This window comes from Streptomyces sp. NBC_01497, from assembly GCF_036250695.1.
Classification (GTDB): domain Bacteria; phylum Actinomycetota; class Actinomycetes; order Streptomycetales; family Streptomycetaceae; genus Streptomyces.
Genome location: NZ_CP109427.1, coordinates 6635870 through 6654451 on the forward strand (window position 1 = coordinate 6635870; position 18582 = coordinate 6654451).

The window sequence follows — 18582 nt, forward strand, 5'->3', positions numbered from 1 at the left end:
GGCCCCCCCGCCGACGCGTGTCGCGCACCGTCCCGTCCGTCCGGCCGCGCATCGTCGTACCGGCCGCGCGCCGCACGTCCGGTCGCTTCCGTGGTCCGGCCGGCCGGCCCGGTACGGCTTCCGGGGGCGCGGGACTCCCCGGCCCCGCCGCAGTGTCCACGTGTGGCCGCGGGCGGCTCAGAGCCAGCCGCGCCGTTTGAACGTCCGGTGCAGACCGGTCACGACCACCAGCATGAACGCGATCACGGCCGGATAGCCCCAGGTCCAGCGCAGTTCTGGCATGTGCTGGAAGTTCATGCCGTAGATGCCGGCCACCAGGGTCGGGACCGCCGCCATGGCCGCCCAGGCGGAGATCTTCCGCATGTCGTCGTTCTGCCGCACCCCCATCTGCGCGAGATGCGCGGACAGCACGTCGGTCAGGAGCCGGTCGAGGCCCTCCACCATTTCGTTCGCGTGCGCGAGGTGGTCGTTGACATCGCGGAAGAACGGCTGCGACCCCGCGTCGACGAACGGCACGGCCGCCCCCGAAAGCTTCTGCATGGGTGTCGAGAGCGGCCCGGTCGCCCGCCGGAACTCAAGGACCTGACGCTTGAAGTTGTAGATGCGGGCGGCCGTGGTCTGCGCCGTCGCCGACCGCTCGCTCGCGCGGGTGTCCGACGTCGGGGCGAAGACCTCGGCCTCCACCTCCTCCAGGTCGCTCTGCAGCTCGGCGGCCACGTCGATGTAGTGGTCCACCACCGCGTCGCTCACCGCGTACAGCACCGCCGTCGGCCCGTGCTTCATCACCTCGGGCTCGCTCTCGAGCCGGCTGCGGACGACGGACAGCGAGGCCGCCTCACCGTGGCGGACCGTCACCACGAACGAATCCCCTATGAAGACCATCAGCTCACCGGTGGTGACCGTGTCGCTCTCGGGCTCGTACGTCGCCGGTTTGAGCACCATGAACAGCGAGTCGTCGTAGACCTCCAGCTTCGGCCGCTGGTGTGCGGTCAGGGCGTCCTCGACGGCGAGTGGGTGGAGCCCGAACTCGCTCGTGACAAGGGAGAACTCCTTCTCCGACGGCTCATGCAGCCCGATCCACAAGAACGCGTCGCCGGTGGCGCGCGCCTCGTCCAGGGCGTCCGAGAAATCCTCGGGCCCGTCCGTACGGCTGCCGTTGCGGTAGATGGCACAGTCCACGATCACGCCGGGCATTCTTCCCGGTCGCGCTCCCCCCACGCCACAGCGGCACCAGGCGTCTTCCCCGAGGTGGTTAGGCTTGCCGTCATGGCCACGCTGATCCTCGTACGTCACGGACGCTCCACCGCGAACACCTCCGGCCTGCTGGCGGGCTGGACTCCCGGTGTGGCACTCGACGAGCGGGGCGCCGCGCAGGCGGCGGCACTGCCCGCCCGCCTCGACGGCATCCCGTTCGCCGCCGTCGTCTCCAGCCCCCTCCAGCGGTGCGGCGAGACCCTCCAGCCCCTGCTGGACGCGCGTCCCGGCACGGAGGTGGTCACGGACGACCGGATCGGCGAGTGCGACTACGGCGAGTGGACCGGCCGCAAGCTCGCCGAGCTGAACGAGGAGCCGCTGATGCAGGTCGTGCAGCAGCACCCGGCCGCCGCCTCGTTCCCCGGTGGCGAGTCGATGTCCGCCATGCAGGCGCGGGCGGTCGCCTGCGTACGGGAGTGGAACGAGCGCGTCGAGGCGGAGCACGGCGAGAACGCCGTCTTCCTGATGTGTTCGCACGGCGACATCATCAAGGCGATCGTCGCGGACGCGCTCGGTATGCACCTCGACCTGTTCCAGCGGCTGAACGTCGACCCGTGCTCCGTCACCGCCATCGCCTACACCCGGCTGCGGCCGTACCTCCTCAGGCTCGGTGACACCGAGGATCTCGGGGCCCTGGTGCCCCGCGAGGCGGAGAGCGAGGGTCCTGGGGCCGTGGGCGGCGGCGCGGGCGCGCCGTGATCGCCGGGCGCAGTAGGGTGGACGCGCCGTGCACGCGTCACCGGCCGCCGGCGGCGGCCGGTGTGAGCGTCGCAGCGGCGCCCATTCCTTCACTTCCCAAGGGAGACAGGACGTGTCCCGTCAGGTGTTCCTCTACGACCCGCCGGACCGCTTCGTGGCCGGCACGGTCGGGCTGCCTGGACGTCGTACGTTCTTCCTCCAGGCGTCCGCCGCGGGGCGCGTGACCAGCGTCGCCCTGGAGAAGACCCAGGTCGCCGCGCTCGCCGAGCGGATCGACGAACTGCTCGACGAGGTCGTGCGGCGCAGCGGGGGGAACGCCCCCGTGCCCGCGGTCGCCCCCTCCGACGTCTCGGACTCCGCGCCGCTCGACGTGCCGATCGAGGAGGAGTTCCGCGTCGGCACCATGGCTCTGGCCTGGGACGGCGACGAGCAGCGCATGATCGTCGAGGCCCAGGCCCTCGTGGAGCTGGACGCCGATACCGACGAGGACCTGGCCGAGGCCGAGGAGCGGCTGCTCCAGGACGAGGAGAACGGTCCGCCGATGCTCCGCATCCGCATGAGCGGCTCCCAGGCCAGGGCCTTCGCCAAGCGCGCCCTGCACGTCGTGAACGCGGGCCGTCCGCCGTGCCCGCTGTGCAGCCTGCCACTGGACCCGGAGGGGCACGTGTGCCCCCGCCAGAACGGATACCGGCGGGGCGCGTGAGCGGGGAGAGCGAAATGAGCACGGTGGCGGGCGGGACCGGGGCACAGGTGTCTGTGGCGGACCTGCTTCGCGAGGGCGAACTGACGGTGCGCGGCCGGATACGCGAGGCGTCGAACGGTGTGCTGTACTGCACCGTCTCCCACCGGGGCGTCGAGGCTGCGTGCGTCTACAAGCCGGTGGCGGGGGAGCGCCCGCTGTGGGACTTCCCCGACGGTACCCTCGCGCAGCGGGAGGTCGCCGCGTACGAGGTGTCCGAGGCGACCGGCTGGGGTCTCGTACCGCCGACGGTGCTGCGGGAGGGCCCCTACGGCGAGGGCATGATCCAGCTCTGGATCGAAGGGCAGCCGCTCGACGAGGTCGAGGCCGAGGACGAGGACGACTACACGGACGGGCTCCCGGACGTGGACGAGGCCGGGGACCTGCGGGACCCGGTCGCGGACGGGGCCACGGGCCCACGCGATGCGGACGGGGCCACGGGCCCACGCGATGCCGACGGGGACGCCGAGGCGGCGGCCCCGGACGGGGACGCCCCGCCGGGCGCCGAGGCGGACGCGGTCCTCACCCTGCTCACGCCGCAGCTCGCGCTGGTGGCCGGTGAGGAGACCGTCGACGGCTGGAAGGCGATCGGGCTTGCCGAGGTCGGCGAGGGGCTCACCGCGCTCCTCGTGCACGCCGACGACGAGCGGCTGCGCCGCCTCGCCGTGCTGGACGCGGTGATCAACAACGGCGACCGCAAGGGCGGGCACCTGCTGACGTCGCCCGAGGGGCGTCTGTACGCCATCGACCACGGCGTCACGTTCAACGCCGACGACAAGCTCCGCACCCTGCTGTGGGGATGGGCGGGCGAACCGCTGCCCGAGGAGGCGCTCACGGTCCTCGCCCGGCTCGCGGAGGAGCTCGCGGAGGGCGCGCCGCTCGCCACCCGGCTGGCGGCGCTCATCACGCCCGCCGAGACGGAGGCGCTGCGGGCCCGCGTACGTGAACTGCGCCACACCGGGCGGCATCCCGAGCCGTCCGGACAGTGGCCCGCGATCCCCTGGCCGCCGGTCTGACGATCAGGCCCGCCGTCCGGGTCGTATCCGGATACGACGTCCGGTTACGCTCATGACATGCATGCCTGGCCAGCTTCCGATGTCCCCGCCCTGCCCGGTAAGGGCCGCGACCTCCGGATCCACGACACCTCGACGGACGACAGGGTCACCCTCACCCCGGGACCCGTCGCACGGATATATGTCTGCGGCATCACGCCGTACGACGCGACCCACATGGGGCACGCGGCGACGTACAACGCGTTCGACCTCGTGCAGCGGGTGTGGTTGGACAGCGGTCGGCAGGTCCACTACGTGCAGAACGTGACGGACGTGGACGACCCCCTGCTGGAGCGCGCGCAGCGCGACGGCGAGGACTGGACGGCGCTCGCCGAGCGCGAGACCACCCTGTTCCGCGAGGACATGACGGCGCTGCGGATGCTGCCGCCGAAGCACTACATCGGCGCGGTCGAGGCCATACCCGGCATCGTTCCCCTGGTGGAGCGGCTGCGTGAGGCCGGCGCCGCGTACGAGTTGGAGGGCGACACGTACTTCTCCGTCGCCGCCGACCCGCACTTCGGCGAGGTGTCCCGTCTCGACGCCGCCGCCATGCGGGTGCTGTCCGCGGAGCGCGGCGGCGACCCGGAGCGGCCGGGCAAGAAGAACCCCCTCGACCCGATGCTGTGGATGGCGGCCCGTCCCGGCGAGCCCAGTTGGGACGGCGGCAGCCTCGGCGCCGGCCGGCCCGGCTGGCACATCGAATGCGTGGCCATCGCGCTCGACCACCTGGGCATGGCCTTCGACGTCCAGGGCGGCGGCAGCGACCTGGCCTTCCCGCACCACGAGATGGGCGCCTCGCACGCCCAGGCGCTGACCGGCGAGCACCCCTTCGCCACGTCGTACGTGCACGCGGGCATGGTCGGCCTGGACGGCGAGAAGATGTCGAAGTCCAAGGGCAACCTGGTCTTCGTCTCCACGCTCCGCGAGCAGGGTGTCGACCCCGCCGCCATCAGGCTGGCGCTGCACGCCCACCACTACCGCTCGGACTGGATGTGGACCGACCAGGTCCTCGCCGACGCGAGCGATCGGCTGGCGCGCTGGCGCGCCGCCGTCTCCCGGCCGGAAGGCGCGTCCGCGGACGCACTGGTGGAGGAGGTCCGCGCGGCGCTCGTCGACGACCTGGACGCGCCCGCCGCGCTGGCGGCCGTGGACCGCTGGGTCGCGGTGCAGGAGAGCGAGGGCGGCACGGACGAGGGTGCGCCCGGCCTGGTCACGCGCACGGTCGACGCGCTGCTGGGTGTGGCGCTGTAGGGACGGCCGGTGCGCCTGTCGGCGCGCGGAAGCATGCAGGAGGGGCGCTGTTCCCCGCCACCCGATCCGGTGGCGGGGAACAGCGCCCCTCCTTTTGACTGCGGCCGGCGGCAGCGCGGTCCGCACCCGGGCCGGTGCGCCGTACGCGATCCGTCCCGCGCCGCGGAGGTCAGTCCTGCGACGCGTCGCCCTCATGGCCGGAGTCCGGGCCCGTGTCCGGCTCCGGCCCCGCGCCGTGGTCCTTCCGGCCGTCGCCGCTGCCGTCCGGGCTCTCCGCGCCGCCGGTACCCTCCGGGCCGTGGCCTTCCCCGTCGTCCTCCGCGGGCGGTTCAGGGCCCCGGTCCTGCCCGGGGGAGCGGTCGGAATCCCTGGCGGGCGCCGGCTCCTGGTCGTGGCTGCCGCGCGACGGCTTGGGCCACGTACGGCCCGCGCCTCCCGTGCCCGTGTCCGTCGCCCGGCCGGCGGTCCCGGCCCCGGTGCCGCGGCCCGGTTCGCCGTCGCGCCGTCGGAGATACCGCTCGAACTCGCGGGCGATCGCCTCGCCCGACGCCTCCGGCAGCTCCGCGGTGTCCCGCGCCTCCTCCAGCGACTGCACGTACTCCGCGACCTCGCTGTCCTCCGACGCGAGTTGGTCCACTCCGAGCTGCCAGGCGCGGGCGTCCTCGCTCAGCTCGCCCAGCGGGATACGGACCCCGATCAGGTCCTCCAGCCGGTTGAGCAGCGCGAGCGTCGCCTTCGGGTTCGGCGGCTGCGACACGTAGTGCGGCACCGCCGCCCACAGGCTGACCGCGGGCACACCCGCGTGCGTGCACGCCTCCTGGAGGATGCCGACGATGCCGGTCGGTCCCTCGTAGCGCGTCTCCTCCAGGTCCATCGTCCGGGCCAGCGTCGCGTCGGATGTGACCCCGCTGACCGGCACGGGCCTGGTGTGCGGGGTGTCGCCGAGCAGCGCCCCCAGGATGACCACGAGCTCCACGCCCAGTTCGTGGGCGAAGCCCAGGATCTCGTTGCAGAAGGAACGCCACCGCATCGACGGTTCGATGCCGCGTACCAGCACCAGGTCCCGCGGGGTGTCACCGGCCACCCGCACCACGGACAGCCGTGTCGTGGGCCACGTCACCTTGCGCGCGCCGTCCTCCATGAAGACGGTGGGCCGGTTGACCTGGAAGTCGTAGTAGTCCTCGGCGTCGAGCGCCGCGAACACCTCGCCCTTCCACTCCCGGTCCAAGTGGGCGACCGCCGTGGACGCCGCGTCTCCGGCGTCGTTCCAGCCCTCGAACGCGGCCACCATGACCGGGTCGATCAGCTCGGGAACTCCCTCGAGCTCGATCACCCAGGCCTCCTTCCGAAGTTCTCTGTCGTACGGACCAACCTTACGGCTTCACAGCTGCCCGTCCGCAGTCCCGCGTACGCCCGGAGCAGGCCGGAACGGCTGTCCGGGCCCGCTGCGGGCGCGGGCCCGTCCGGCGTGGCGGGTGGAGCGCGTCCGCACGGCTCATGTCCCCCCTTGTGGGGCCGATCGGCTCCCTCAGTGCGTCAGTCATCCGATCTGTGACCTCAATTTGCGTCCGACCTCTGGACGCTTCGGCGTGGGCGGCGCTATACATCGGATGACCAAAGAGATCCGATGTTCTTCTCTTCCCCTGAGGGAGCGCGTGCATGAGTCAGACCGTCACAGGGTTCGAGGTTCACGACATCCGCTTTCCCACCTCGGAACAGCTCGACGGCTCGGACGCCATGAACCCGGACCCCGACTACTCCGCCGCCTACGTTGTCCTGCGTACCACGGACGGCGTGGAAGGGCACGGCTTCTGCTTCACCATCGGCCGCGGCAACGATGTGACGGCGGCGGCGATCGAGGCGCTGCGCGGCTACGTCGTCGGCCGGCCCGCACCGCGCACGGCGGCCCACCTCACCTCGCTCTACACGGATCTGACGCACGACTCCCAACTGCGGTGGCTCGGGCCGGAGAAGGGCGTGATGCACATGGCGGCGGGCGCCGTCGTGAACGCGGCCTGGGATCTGGCGGCACGTCAGGCGGGCAAGCCGGTCTGGGAGTTCCTCTCCGCTATGACGCCGGAGGAGATCGTCTCGCTGGTGGACTTCCGCTACCTGACTGACGTGCTCACCCCGGAAGAGGCGTTGGAGATCCTGCGTTCCGCGCAGGCCGGCCGCGCCGATCGCGTCGCCGCGCTGCATGCCGAGGGCTACCCGGCGTACACCACGTCGCCTGGCTGGATCGGTTACTCGGACAGCAAACTGGTGATGCTCGCCAAGCAGGCCGTGGCCGACGGCTTCGGGCAGATCAAACTGAAGGTCGGCGGCGACCTGGCGGACGACGTGCGCCGGATGCGCCTGGCCCGTGCGGCGGTCGGTCCCGACATCCGGATCGCGGTCGACGCCAACCAGCGCTGGGACGTGGCCGACGCGGTGCGCTGGATGTCCGCGCTCGCGCCGTACGAGCCGCACTGGATCGAGGAGCCGACCAGCCCCGACGACGTACTGGGCCACGCCGCCATCAGGTCCGGCCAGCCCGTGAAGGTGGCCACCGGTGAGCACGTGGCGAACCGCGTCGTGTTCAAACAGCTGCTCCAGGCCGAAGCCGTGGACTTCGTGCAGATCGACGCGGCGCGGGTGGCCGGTGTGAACGAGAACGTGGCGATCCTGCTGCTCGCCGCGAAGTACGGCCTGCCGGTGTGCCCGCACGCCGGCGGTGTGGGCCTGTGCGAACTGGTGCAGCACCTCGCGATGTTCGACTACGTCGCGGTCTCGGGCAGCAAGGAGGGGCGCGTCATCGAGTACGTCGACCACCTCCACGAGCACTTCGCCGACCCGGTGGTGATCGTCTCGGGGAACTACACGGCCCCTACCGCGCCGGGCTTCTCCGCGCGCATGCTGCCGGAGTCGATCGCCGCGTACAGCTTTCCCGAGGGGCCCGTGTGGCGGGCCCGCCGTGCCGAGAAGGAGGCAGCCTCGTGACCCGACCGACCGAGGGGAACGTACCGGCCGTGCCCGCGCACCCGGTGGCGCGGGACTTCGAGGGGCTGGGCGCGCTCGTGACCGGGGGCGCGTCGGGGATCGGCGCGGCCGTCGCGGCGCTGCTGCTCGCGCGCGGCGCCCGGGTCGCCGTACTGGACCGCTCGACGGCGGGCGCGCCCGCCGGGACGCTCGCCCTCGCGGCGGACGTCACGGACGACGAGGCCGTGCGCAGGGCGGTGGACGCGGCGGCCGCCGAGTTCGGCGCGCTGCACACGGTGGTGTCGAACGCCGGTACCGGCGCCGTCGGCACCGTCCTGGACAACGCGGACGACGAGTGGCGCAGGGTGCTGGACGTCAATGTCATGGGCATGGTGCGGACGGCCCGTCATGCCGTCCCGCACCTGCGCCGGGCGGCGGCAGGGGCGCCCGGCTGCGTCTCGATCACCCAGACCTGCTCGATCGCCGCCACCGCCGGACTGCCCGAGCGGGCCCTGTACAGCGCGAGCAAGGGCGCGGTGCTCTCCCTCACGCTCGCCATGGCGGCCGACCACGTCCGGGAGGGGATACGCGTCAACTGCGTGAACCCCGGAACCGCCGACACCCCCTGGGTGGGGCGCCTGCTCGACCAGGCGCCCGACCCGGAGGCCGAGCGCGCGGCGCTGAACGCGCGCCAGCCCACCGGACGCCTGGTGACCGCCGATGAGGTCGCGGCCGCCGTCGTCCATCTCGCCAGCCCCGCCGCGTCCGCCGTCACGGGGACGGCGCTCGCGGTCGACGGCGGAATGCAGGGTCTTCGCCTGCGCCCCGCCACCTGAGCCGACATACATATCTAAGGACGGGACAACCATGCTCCGAGACACCATGGGGCGAGCCCCACTCGGCCGGCTGCGGATGACGGGTGCCGCGGCCTGCGCCGTGCTGCTGTCGGTGACGGCCCTCGCCGGCTGCAACCGGGGGGGCGACAGCGCCTCGGGCGGCGGCAAGATCGGCGTCGACCTGCCGCGCAGCGACACCGACTTCTGGAACTCGTACCAGCAGTACATCCAGAAGGACATCAAGGGCGGCGCCGTGAGCGCGCTGCCGCTGACCAACTCGCAGAACGACATCGGCAAGCTGGCGTCCAACGTGCAGGCGCTGACCGACCAGGGCGCGAAGGCCGTCGTGATGGCCCCGCAGGACACCGGCGCGGTCGCCCAGACCCTGCAGACGCTGAGCGACAAGAAGATACCCGTGGTCAGCGTCGACACCCGGCCCGACAAGGGCAAGGTGTACATGGTGGTACGCGCCGACAACGTCGCCTACGGCACCAAGGCGTGCATGTTCCTCGGCCAGCAGCTGAAGGGGAAGGGCAAGGTCGCGGAGTTCGAGGGCGACCTGTCCTCCATCAACGGCCGCGACCGCTCGCAGGCGTTCAAGTCCTGCATGGACAAGAACTTCCCCGCCATCAAGGTCATCGAGCTGGCCACCAACTGGGAGGGCAACGTCGCGTCGTCGAAGCTGCAGTCCACGCTGGCCGCCAACCCGGACCTGAACGGCCTCTACATGCAGGCCGGCGGTGTCTTCCTGGCCCCCACCCTGGCGCTGCTCCAGCAGAAGCACCTGCTCAAGCCCGCCGGCACCAAGGGCCACATCACCATCATCTCCAACGACGGCATCCCGCAGGAGTTCGACGCGATCCGCAAGGGCCAGATCGACGCCACGATCTCCCAGCCCGCGGACCTGTACGCCAAGTACGCGCTGCAGTACGCGAAGGAAGCCGTCGCGGGCAAGAAGCAGAAGGTCGGCCCCACGGACCACGACTCCACGATCGTCAAGATCCCCAACGGGTACGAGGACCAGCTCCCCGCGCCGCTGGTGACCAAGAAGAACGTGGATGACCCGAGCCTGTGGGCCAACCAGCTGGACAAGAAGTAGCAGCCATGGAACTGGCAACACCGAAAGCACCCGCAGCGGTGCACGCGGAAGGCATCGTCAAGCGCTTCGGCTCGACCCTCGCGCTGGACGGCGTCCGGCTGACCGTGCGGCCCGGCGAGTCGCACGCGCTCGTCGGCCGCAACGGCGCGGGGAAGTCCACGCTCGTGAGCGTCCTCACCGGCCTGCACCGGCCGGACGAGGGGCGGGTGAGCTTCGGCGGCGAGGCCGCCCCCGCCTACGGGGACACAGCGGCCTGGCAGTCCAAGGTCGCCTGCGTCTACCAGAAGTCCATGGTGGTTCCCGACCTGACGGTCGCCGAGAACCTCTTCCTCAACAACTTCGCGGCACAGAACGCGGGTTCGGGCCGGGTCATCGGCTGGGGTGCCCTGCGCAGGCGCGCCGCGGAGCTCCTCGGCGGATACGGCGTGGACGTCGACCCCACCGTGCGCGCCAAGGACCTGACCGTGGAACAGCGGCAGTTCGTGGAGATCGCGCGGGCGCTGTCCTTCGGCGCCCGCCTGATCATCCTGGACGAGCCGACCGCGCAGCTCGACGCGCGCGGCATCCAGCGCCTGTTCACCAAACTGCGCGAACTCCAGGCGCAGGGCGTCGCGTTCCTCTTCATCTCGCACCACCTCCAGGAGGTGTACGAACTGTGCACCGCGGTCACCGTCTACCGCGACGCGCGGCACGTCCTGAGCGCGCAGGTCGCCGACCTGCCGAAGAACGACCTGGTGGCGGCGATGACCGGGGACGCGGCGCGCTCCGCCGGCGCCTGGCACGCCGGGGAGAACTCCTCGGCCCTCGCCCGTGCCGAACCCGTCCTGCGCACCGAACAGCTCACCCTGGACGGTGTGTTCGAGCCGCTCGACCTGGAGGTTCGCCCCGGTGAGGTGCTGGGGGTCGCGGGCGCTGCCGCCAGCGGCACCGTGGCGCTCGGCGAGATCCTCGTCGGCATGCGCTCGCCGACCTCCGGCAGCGTCGCGATGAACGGCCGGCCGGTGCGGCCGGGCAGTGTGCCCGACGCGCTGAAGGCGGGCATCGGGTACATCCCCGAGGACCGCCACCTCCAGGGCCTGGTCGCGACCCGCAGCGTCGCGGAGAACGCGACGCTCACCGTCGCCGACCAGCTGGGGCCCTGGGGGACCGTACTGCCCTCCCGTACCCGGGCGTTCGCCCGGTCGATGATCGACGCGCTCGACATCAAGACCACGGGACCCGAGCAGCCGGTGGCCGGTCTGTCCGGGGGCAACCAGCAGAAGGTCGTGGTGGCACGCGCCCTCGCGCGCGATCCCAAGGCGCTCGTGGCCGTGCGGCCCACGGCCGGTGTCGACATCAAATCGAAGGACTCGCTGCTCGGCGTGGTGCGCCGGGTGGCCGACGAGGGCAGCGCGGCCGTGATCATCTCGGACGAGCTGGACGATCTGCGGGTGTGCGACCGCGTACTGGCCCTGTTCCACGGGCGCGTGGTGGCCACGTTCGGGAGCGGGTGGAGCGACCGGGAACTGGTCGCCGCCATGGAAGGTGTGGGGGAGCGGGAATGACCGAGACGATGCGTCCGCCGGTGGCGGACCGTACCGAGAGCCTGAGCCCGCGCGGCAGGCTCCGGCTGATCAGGTGGAGCGACTTCTCGCTCGTGCCCGTGATCGTCGTGCTGATGGTGATCGGGTTCATCGTCTCGCCGGCGTTCCTGACCGCCAACAACCTGACCGGCGTGCTCCAGTCCGCGTCCGAACTGAGCCTGCTGGTGCTCGGCGAGGCGCTGGTGCTGATCGCGGGCCGCATGGACCTGTCGCTGGAGTCGACGATCGGCGTCGCGCCGGCGATCGCGATGTGGCTGGTGCTGCCCACCCACGGCGGCCGGTTCAACGGCCTGGGGCTGCCGACCTGGACGGCGATCCCGTTCGACCTGCTGGTCGGCCTCGCCATCGGCGCGTTCAACGCTTTCTTGATCCTGAAGCTCCGCGTCAACGGTTTCATCGCCACCCTCGGCATGCTGACCATGCTGCGCGGGCTCCAGATCGGCATCACCGGCGGCAAGTCCATCTCCGACGTGCCGGATTCCTTCCGCTACCTCGGCAGGACCCAGTGGATCGGGCTGCCGGCCGCGGTGTGGCTGTGTCTGATCCTCTTCGCGCTCGGCGGGGCGGCGCTGGCCTGGTTCCGGCACGGCAGGTCGCTGTACGCGATCGGCGGCAATCCGGAGGCGGCGCGCGCCGCCGGTATCCGGGTCGACCGGGTCACCTGGATCGTGCTCGGCATCGCGAGCCTGCTCGCGGCGTTCGCCGGCATCCTCTACACGGGCCACTACGGTTCGGTCGCCGCCGACCAGGGCAACGGCTGGATCTTCAACGTGTTCGCCGCCGCCGTCATCGGCGGGGTCAGCCTCAAGGGCGGACGCGGCACCATCTTCGGCGCGCTGACCGGTGTCCTCACCCTCCAGCTGGTGGTCAACGTGATGACACTGGCGGGCGTACCGCCGGAGTGGGACCAGTTCCTCAACGGCGCGATCATCATCGTCGCACTGATCGTCTCCCGCTTCGCGAGCGGCGAGAAACAGGACTGAGAGCGAAAGGGCCCGTTCCGCGACCCCCTCGGGCATCGCGGAACGGGCCCTTCACGCTGCCCCGGACCGGACGGCGCCGGTACGCCGCCCGCTCCTTCGCTCACGTCCTCACAGCGTCGAGCGCAACCACATCTCCACGCTCGCGATGTGCACCGTCGCCCATGACCTGGCCGCCTCCGCGTCCCGGTCCCGCAGCGCCGCGAGGATCGCCCGGTGCTCGTGCAGGGTGCGGCTGACCGCGTCCTGCTGCGTCAGACCGCGCCATATTCGCGCCCGCGTCGTCGGCCCGGACAGCCCGTCGAGGAGCGAGACCAGTACCGAGTTGCCGGAGCACCGCACGATGCCCCGGTGGAACTCCAGGTCGGAGGCGACGAGTTCCTCCACGGACGGCTCGGCGCCCAGGGCGTCCAGCTGCCCGTCCAGGGCCGTCAGCTCGTCCGCGGTGATCCGCGCGCTCGCCATCGCCGTCGCGGCGGGCTCCAGGATGCGGCGCACCGCGAGGAACTCCAGCACGGTGTCGTCGCGGTGGAAGTCCACCACGAAACTGAGTGCTTCCAGGAGCAGTTGCGGATCGAGACTCGTGACGTACGTTCCATCGCCCTGCCGCACGTCGAGAATGCGCATCAGGGCCAGCGCGCGGACCGCCTCCCGCAGGGAGTTCCTGGACAGGCCGAGATCGGCCGCCAGTTCACTCTCCTTGGGGAGGCGGTCACCCGGGCGGAGCGTGCCGGAGACGATCATTCCTTTGATCTTCTCTATCGCCTCGTCGGTGACAGCCACGGGTGACCTCCATACATCCGATGTATCTGCCCCCCATTATGCGTCGGGCTCAGTGCCCTGGGGGACAGATACACGGGTGTCTTCGCAGCGCTCCCGTCGCTCTCGCCGCCGTCAGCCGCGCCGGGCGAGCAGTTCCTCCACCTTCGTCTTGATCTCGTCCGTGTCCAGGCCCCGGATGGTGAGCGTGGTGCGGCGGCGCAGTACGTCCTCGGCGGTCCGTGCCCACTCGTGGTCGCGGGCGTAGACGACCTGCGCCCAGATCTCCGGCGCGTCCGGATGGATGCGCTCGCGCAGCTCCGGCTTCTCGTACGTCAGCCGCGCGATGTCGTACGCGAGCGTGCCGTAGTGCGTCGCCAGGTGCTTGGCGGTGTCCGGCGCGATCCCGCCGTCCGAGACGCCCTCGTCGATCATGAGCCGGTGCGCGACGGCGCCCGGGTTGGCGATACCGGGCAGCGGCATCTTCTTCGGCAGTTCCGACACGGGCTCCGCGCCCTGGCCCAGCGGATGTCCGGGCAGCGTCTCCAGCTTGTTCAGCACCGTGCGGCCGATGTGCCGGAACGTGGTCCACTTGCCGCCCGCGACGGACAGCATGCCGCCCCTGCCCTCGGTCACCACGGTCTCCCGCTTCGCCGTGGACGTGTCGCCCGGACCGCCGGGCAGCACCCGCAGGCCCGCGTACGAGTAGGCGATCTGGTCCCGCGAGAGCTGCTGGTCGGTGACGGACAGCGAGGCCTCGTCGAGGATCTGCCGGATGTCCTTCTCGTTGACGGCGACGTCCGCGGGATCGCCCTCGTACCCCTCGTCCGTCGTGCCGAGGACGAGCATGTCCTCCCACGGCAGCGCGAAGGTGATGCGGTACTTGTCGATGGGCGTGGCGAGGGCCGCGCGCCACGGCGCGGTCCTGCGCATCACGAGGTGCGCGCCCTTGGAGAGCCGGATGGAGGGGGCCGCGCCCGCGTCCTCCATGGCCCGCAGGTGGTCGACCCAGGGACCTGTCGCGTTGAGCACGAGCCGCGCGTTCACGCCGAACTCGCTGCCGTCCGTCTGGTCCTTGAGGTCGGCGCCCGTCACCCGGCCGCCGGTGAAGCGCAGCCCGGTCACCTGGGCGTAGTTGAGCACGGCGGCGCCGGAGTCGACGGCGGCGCGGACCGTCATCAGCGCCATCCGCGAGTCGTTCATCTGGTCGTCCCCGTACACGGCGACGGCCCGCAGGTTCTCCGTGCGCAGCTCCGGTACGGCGCGCTTCGCCTTCTCCGGGCTGATCAGGTGCCCGACGCCGTCGCCGAAGGCGGACAGCGCGGAGTAGGCGAAGACGCCGGCGCCGAGCTTGGCCGCGCCGTGCGGGCCGCCCCGGTAGACCGGCAGGTAGAAGGTGAGCGGATTGGCCAGGTGCGGAGCGACCTGGTGGGCCACGGCCCGGCGCTCGAAGTGGTTCTCCGCCACCAGCCTTACCGCGCCGGTCTGGAGGTAGCGCAGCCCGCCGTGCAGCAGCTTCGACGAGGCCGATGAGGTGGCCCCGGCGAAGTCGCCGCTGTCCACCAGGGCCACCCTGAGCCCCGACTGCGAGGCATGCCAGGCGGTGGAGATGCCCAGGATGCCGCCGCCGATCACCAGGAGGTCGAAGGCCGCGTGGTCCATCTGGTCACGGATCTCGGCGCGGCTCGGCAGTGAGCCGCCGGCCAGGTGCGTCCCGAGTGCCGGGGCGCCGCGCAGGGGGGTGTTCATACGTACTCCTCGTCAGCCGTTGTCCAGCTGTCGCTCTGTGGCTGTGTCGCCGGGTCGGCCGCCGGGGTGCCGGCGGCCGCTGTGCGGCGCTCCGGTTCAGACGTCGCTGTCCTCGAGCCAGCCCTTGGTCCGTTCCACGGCCTTGAGCCAGTTCTTGTACTCGCGATCGCGGATCCCCGACTCCATGTGGGGGGTCCACTCGGCGGCGCGGCGCCAGTTCGCGCGCAGCGCGTCGGTGTCGGGCCAGAAGCCCACCGCGAGGCCCGCCGCGTACGCCGCGCCGAGTGCCGTGGTCTCCGCGACCAGCGGGCGTACGACCGGGGCGTCGAGGACGTCGGCGAGCGTCTGCATCAGCAGGTTGTTGGCGGTCATGCCGCCGTCGACCTTGAGCGTGGTCAGTTCGACACCCGAGTCCTTCGTCATGGCGTCGCTGATCTCGCGGGTCTGCCAGGCCGTCGCCTCCAGGACGGCGCGGGCGATGTGCGCCTTGGTGACGTAGCCGGTGAGTCCGGCGATCACCCCGCGCGCGTCGGGGGCCCAGTGGGGCGCGAACAGCCCGGAGAACGCCGGTACGAAGTACGCGCCGCCGTTGTCCTCCACGGAGGAGGCCAGCGTCTCGATCTCGGGCGCCGTCTTGATCAGGCCCATCTGGTCGCGCATCCACTGCACGAGCGCGCCGGTGACCGCGATGGAGCCCTCCAGCGCGTACACCGCCGGCTCGTCCCCGATGCGGTAGCCGACCGTGGTGAGCAGGCCGTTGTACGAGTTGACCGGCTTGGTGGACGTGTTCATCAGCATGAACGTGCCCGTGCCGTAGGTGGACTTGGCGTCGCCCTCGGTGAAGCAGCACTGGCCGAACAGCGCGGCCTGCTGGTCGCCGAGCGCGGAGGCGACCGGCACGCCGTCGAGCGCGCCGCCCTTGGCCGTCCCGTACACCTCCGAGGAGGACTTGATCTTCGGCAGGATCCCGTACGGCACGCCCATGGACTCGCAGATCCGCTGGTCCCACTCCATGTTGTGGAGGTTCATCAGCATCGTGCGGGAGGCGTTGGTGACGTCGGTGACGTGGGCGCCGCCGTTCGTCCCGCCGGTGAGGTTCCAGATGACCCAGGTGTCCATCGTGCCGAACAGGATGTCGCCGCGCTCCGCGCGCTCGCGCAGGCCCTCGACGTTGTCCAGCAGCCAGCGCGCCTTGGGGCCCGCGAAGTACGTCGACAGCGGCAGGCCGGTCTCCCGGCGCCAGCGGTCCGCGCCCACGTTGCGCCCCAGTTCACGGGTGAGGCCGTCGGTACGGGTGTCCTGCCAGACGATCGCGTTGTGCACCGGCTCACCGGTGTTCTTGTCCCACAGCAGCGTCGTCTCGCGCTGGTTGGTGATGCCGATCGCCTTGACGTCGTCCTTGGTGATGCCGGCCTTGCTGATGGCTCCGGCGACGACTTCCTGGACGTTGGTCCAGATCTCGGCCGCGTTGTGCTCCACCCAGCCGGGCTTGGGGAATATCTGCTCGTGCTCCTTCTGGTCCACGGCCACGATGCGGCCGTCCCGGTCGAAGACGATGCAGCGGCTCGATGTCGTGCCCTGGTCGATGGCGGCGATGAACGGGCCCGTCCCGTGGGACGAGGTCCCTGTGGTGTTGTCACTCACGGTGTCAGCTCCTGCTCCGTCGGAGGGGTGGGAAGAGGGAGACGCGGGCGTCACGCGAACGCGAGTTCGTAGAATCCGGCCGCGAGAGCCGCGCCCGCGAAGGGTCCGATCACCGGGACCCAGGAGTACGCCCAGTCCGAGCCGCCCTTGTTCCGCAGCGGCAGGAGGGCGTGGACGATACGGGGCCCGAGGTCGCGGGCCGGGTTGATGGCATATCCGGTCGGCCCACCGAGGGAGAGGCCGATGGACACCACGACGAACGCCGTGATCAGGATGCCGATGGCCCCCAGACCGTTGCCCTTCTGGTTGAGGCCCTGCGTAAGGATCGCGATGACCAGCACGAACGTGCCGATGATCTCCGTCAGGAGGTTCTGCACGAAGTGCCGGATCTCCGGGCCGGTGGAGAAGATGCCGAGTACGGGACCGGCCTTCGGCGCGGTCTTCTGGTCGACCAGCCCTTCCTCCGCGGGCTGCGCCGCGAGTACGTCCGGATCGCTCAGGAACGCCTTGAACTGGCCCAGGTAGGCGACCCACACCAGGAAGGCGCCGATCATGGCACCCAGCAGTTCCGATCCCATGTAGAGGGGCACATCGCCCCATTTGATGCCGCCCTGAATGGCCAGGGCGAGTGTCAGCGCGGGGTTCAGTGAGGCCGCCGACTTCGGCGCGGACAGATAGGCGCCGGCCATGACGGCGAAGCCCCAGCCGAAGCTGATGGCCACCCATCCGGCACCGAACGCCTTCGACCGCTTGAGTACCACGCCGGCCACCACGCCACCACCGAGCAGGATCAGCATGGCCGTGCCGGACGTTTCACCCACGAATATGTCGAGATTGGACACCCGAGACTCCTTCGTCCAGGGAAAGCGGATCGCCGGGGCTGCCCGGCGGTCCGCGCCCTTCTTTAGGCACTTGCTCCCAGTCGTCGTCGCCCGTCACCGCTGTTCTTGCGGCAACCGTTCGACAATGTCGACCGCTGTACGGCAGTCTCGTCCTGAGATCAAGGGCCGTCAAGAGTTCCGCAAACGGAACCTCGCGCACTTCCGATCATGCGCTATTCGGGTCAAAACCGCCCGTTGCCGATATCCCGGGACACGGAGCGGGCGCAGTCGCGGACCGCGGCCGCCAGATCGGCCCGTACCGCGGGGGCCGCCGCGCCCGGACGCGGAGCGGATTCGCCGGCTCCGCCGCCCGCGAGGAGCCGCTCGCTCGCGCCGGTGAGCGCGATCGCCCCGACCGCCATCCCGTGCCGGTCGCGGATCGGCGCCGCCACCGCGCTCACGCCCTCCCACGTCTCCTCGACGTCCGAGGCCCAGCCCCGCTCCCGCACGGCCGACAGTTCCTCCTCGAAGGGGCCGGGCAGGGTGACGGTCCGGGGCGTGAAGGCCCGGCGCTCGCCCTCCAGCGCGTCGTTGTGCGCCACCGGGTCGAACGCGCACAGCACCTTGCCGAGCGCCGTGGAGTGCAGCGGCTGCATGGCCCCCACCTCCAGCACCTGGCGGCTGTCGTCGGGTCTGAAGACGTGGTGCACGATCAGCACGCCCCCCAGGTGCAGGACGCCCAGGTGGACGCTCTCGCCGCTCGACCGGGCCAGATCGTCCGTCCAGACGAGGGCGCGCGAGCGCAGTTCGTGCACGTCCAGGTAGCTGTTGCCGAGCCGCAGCAGCTCCGCGCCCAGCTGGTAGCGCCCCGACGCGGCCTCCTGCTCGACGAACCCCTCCGCCTGGAGGGTCCGCAGGATTCCGTGCGCCGTGCCCTTGGCCAGGCCCAGCGAGGAGGCGATGTCGGACAGGCCCAGCCGGCGCTCGCCGCCTGCCAGCAGGCGCAGCACGGCCGCAGCCCGCTCAAGCGACTGAATGTTCTTCGCCATCGGCGGACTCCGTTCACTATTCGACAATGCTGAACACTATCGGCCCATGCCGAATCCGTCTGCCGAAGACAGACCCGGGGGACCACGCCGTGGACGCCCGAGCCGTACT

General features: G+C 71.2%; 16 protein-coding genes. 9 read left to right on the top strand and 7 right to left on the bottom strand.

Going from position 1 to position 18582, the window contains the following annotated elements; genetic code table 11:
• Positions 1–177 precede the first annotated feature (177 nt).
• Complete coding sequence (corA, locus tag OG310_RS28045; protein WP_329458634.1) at positions 178–1194, bottom strand: magnesium/cobalt transporter CorA; 1017 nt, start codon at positions 1192–1194, stop codon at positions 178–180.
• A gap of 72 nt (positions 1195–1266) precedes the next feature.
• On the opposite strand from corA, the gene OG310_RS28050 reads away from it, so the two are divergent.
• The 4 genes from OG310_RS28050 to mshC all read left to right on the top strand — a co-directional run bounded on the left by OG310_RS28050 (position 1267) and on the right by mshC (position 4995).
• Entirely contained in the window at positions 1267–1953 is a 687-nt protein-coding gene (locus OG310_RS28050) for a histidine phosphatase family protein (protein WP_329458635.1), read from the top strand.
• Between the two features lie 112 nt (positions 1954–2065).
• The gene (locus OG310_RS28055; RefSeq protein WP_329458636.1) at positions 2066–2656 is read left to right on the top strand and encodes a DUF3090 domain-containing protein; all 591 of its coding nucleotides are present in this window, start codon (positions 2066–2068) and stop codon (positions 2654–2656) included.
• A gap of 14 nt (positions 2657–2670) precedes the next feature.
• A complete protein-coding gene (locus OG310_RS28060; protein ID WP_329458637.1) occupies positions 2671–3708 on the top strand; it encodes an SCO1664 family protein in 1038 nt (345 codons plus the stop codon).
• Positions 3709–3765: 57 nt separating this feature from the next.
• Positions 3766–4995: a cysteine--1-D-myo-inosityl 2-amino-2-deoxy-alpha-D-glucopyranoside ligase gene (gene mshC / locus OG310_RS28065; RefSeq protein ID WP_329458638.1), complete on the top strand. Its 1230-nt coding sequence runs from the start codon at positions 3766–3768 to the stop codon at positions 4993–4995.
• 169 nt (positions 4996–5164) lie between these two features.
• Here the strand turns inward: mshC and OG310_RS28070 are convergent, their stop codons facing one another.
• Positions 5165–6328: a PAC2 family protein gene (locus tag OG310_RS28070; RefSeq protein WP_329458639.1), complete on the bottom strand. Its 1164-nt coding sequence runs from the start codon at positions 6326–6328 to the stop codon at positions 5165–5167.
• A 326-nt stretch (positions 6329–6654) separates the two neighbouring features.
• Between OG310_RS28070 and OG310_RS28075 the strand changes: the two genes are divergently transcribed.
• The 5 genes from OG310_RS28075 to OG310_RS28095 are packed head-to-tail and all read left to right on the top strand — an operon-like array spanning position 6655 to position 12454.
• Positions 6655–7974 (top strand): enolase C-terminal domain-like protein, encoded by a 1320-nt coding sequence (locus OG310_RS28075; protein WP_329458640.1) that lies wholly within the window; start codon positions 6655–6657, stop codon positions 7972–7974.
• Positions 7971–8789, top strand: a complete 819-nt coding sequence (locus tag OG310_RS28080) for an SDR family NAD(P)-dependent oxidoreductase (RefSeq protein WP_329458641.1) — start codon at positions 7971–7973, stop codon at positions 8787–8789. The genes OG310_RS28075 and OG310_RS28080 overlap by 4 nt, the downstream gene beginning before the upstream one ends.
• A gap of 31 nt (positions 8790–8820) precedes the next feature.
• Positions 8821–9888, top strand: a complete 1068-nt coding sequence (locus tag OG310_RS28085) for a sugar ABC transporter substrate-binding protein (protein ID WP_329458642.1) — start codon at positions 8821–8823, stop codon at positions 9886–9888.
• A gap of 5 nt (positions 9889–9893) precedes the next feature.
• Positions 9894–11432 carry a sugar ABC transporter ATP-binding protein gene (locus tag OG310_RS28090; protein WP_329458643.1) on the top strand — a complete coding sequence of 513 codons (1539 nt, stop codon included), beginning with the start codon at positions 9894–9896 and terminating at the stop codon, positions 11430–11432.
• The gene (locus OG310_RS28095) at positions 11429–12454 is read left to right on the top strand and encodes an ABC transporter permease (protein WP_329458644.1); all 1026 of its coding nucleotides are present in this window, start codon (positions 11429–11431) and stop codon (positions 12452–12454) included. Before OG310_RS28090 ends, OG310_RS28095 begins: the two co-directional genes overlap by 4 nt.
• A 108-nt stretch (positions 12455–12562) precedes the next feature.
• On the opposite strand, the gene OG310_RS28100 is transcribed toward OG310_RS28095, so the two are convergent.
• The 5 genes from OG310_RS28100 to OG310_RS28120 form a co-directional block, all read right to left on the bottom strand.
• A complete protein-coding gene (locus OG310_RS28100) occupies positions 12563–13234 on the bottom strand; it encodes a FadR/GntR family transcriptional regulator (protein WP_329458645.1) in 672 nt (223 codons plus the stop codon).
• 111 nt (positions 13235–13345) lie between these two features.
• Positions 13346–14959, bottom strand: a complete 1614-nt coding sequence (locus OG310_RS28105) for a glycerol-3-phosphate dehydrogenase/oxidase (RefSeq protein WP_329458646.1) — start codon at positions 14957–14959, stop codon at positions 13346–13348.
• A gap of 96 nt (positions 14960–15055) precedes the next feature.
• Positions 15056–16603 (bottom strand): glycerol kinase GlpK, encoded by a 1548-nt coding sequence (gene glpK, locus OG310_RS28110; protein WP_329458647.1) that lies wholly within the window; start codon positions 16601–16603, stop codon positions 15056–15058.
• A 50-nt stretch (positions 16604–16653) separates the two neighbouring features.
• On the bottom strand, positions 16654–17445 hold the full coding sequence (locus tag OG310_RS28115) for an MIP/aquaporin family protein (protein ID WP_329458648.1): 792 nt from the start codon (positions 17443–17445) through the stop codon (positions 16654–16656).
• 221 nt (positions 17446–17666) lie between these two features.
• Positions 17667–18473 carry an IclR family transcriptional regulator gene (locus OG310_RS28120; protein ID WP_329458649.1) on the bottom strand — a complete coding sequence of 269 codons (807 nt, stop codon included), beginning with the start codon at positions 18471–18473 and terminating at the stop codon, positions 17667–17669.
• Positions 18474–18582: the final 109 nt, after the last annotated feature.

Excerpts from the sequence above, each read along its gene's own strand:
- corA (WP_329458634.1), bottom strand. The coding sequence starts at position 1,194 with ATGCCCGGCGTGATCGTGGACTGTGCCATCTACCGCAACGGCAGCCGT.
- OG310_RS28050 (WP_329458635.1), top strand. The coding sequence starts at position 1,267 with ATGGCCACGCTGATCCTCGTACGTCACGGACGCTCCACCGCGAACACC.
- OG310_RS28060 (WP_329458637.1), top strand. The coding sequence starts at position 2,671 with ATGAGCACGGTGGCGGGCGGGACCGGGGCACAGGTGTCTGTGGCGGAC.
- mshC (WP_329458638.1), top strand. The coding sequence starts at position 3,766 with ATGCATGCCTGGCCAGCTTCCGATGTCCCCGCCCTGCCCGGTAAGGGC.
- OG310_RS28075 (WP_329458640.1), top strand. The coding sequence starts at position 6,655 with ATGAGTCAGACCGTCACAGGGTTCGAGGTTCACGACATCCGCTTTCCC.
- OG310_RS28085 (WP_329458642.1), top strand. The coding sequence starts at position 8,821 with ATGCTCCGAGACACCATGGGGCGAGCCCCACTCGGCCGGCTGCGGATG.
- OG310_RS28090 (WP_329458643.1), top strand. The coding sequence starts at position 9,894 with ATGGAACTGGCAACACCGAAAGCACCCGCAGCGGTGCACGCGGAAGGC.
- OG310_RS28095 (WP_329458644.1), top strand. The coding sequence starts at position 11,429 with ATGACCGAGACGATGCGTCCGCCGGTGGCGGACCGTACCGAGAGCCTG.
- OG310_RS28105 (WP_329458646.1), bottom strand. The coding sequence starts at position 14,959 with ATGAACACCCCCCTGCGCGGCGCCCCGGCACTCGGGACGCACCTGGCC.
- OG310_RS28120 (WP_329458649.1), bottom strand. The coding sequence starts at position 18,473 with ATGGCGAAGAACATTCAGTCGCTTGAGCGGGCTGCGGCCGTGCTGCGC.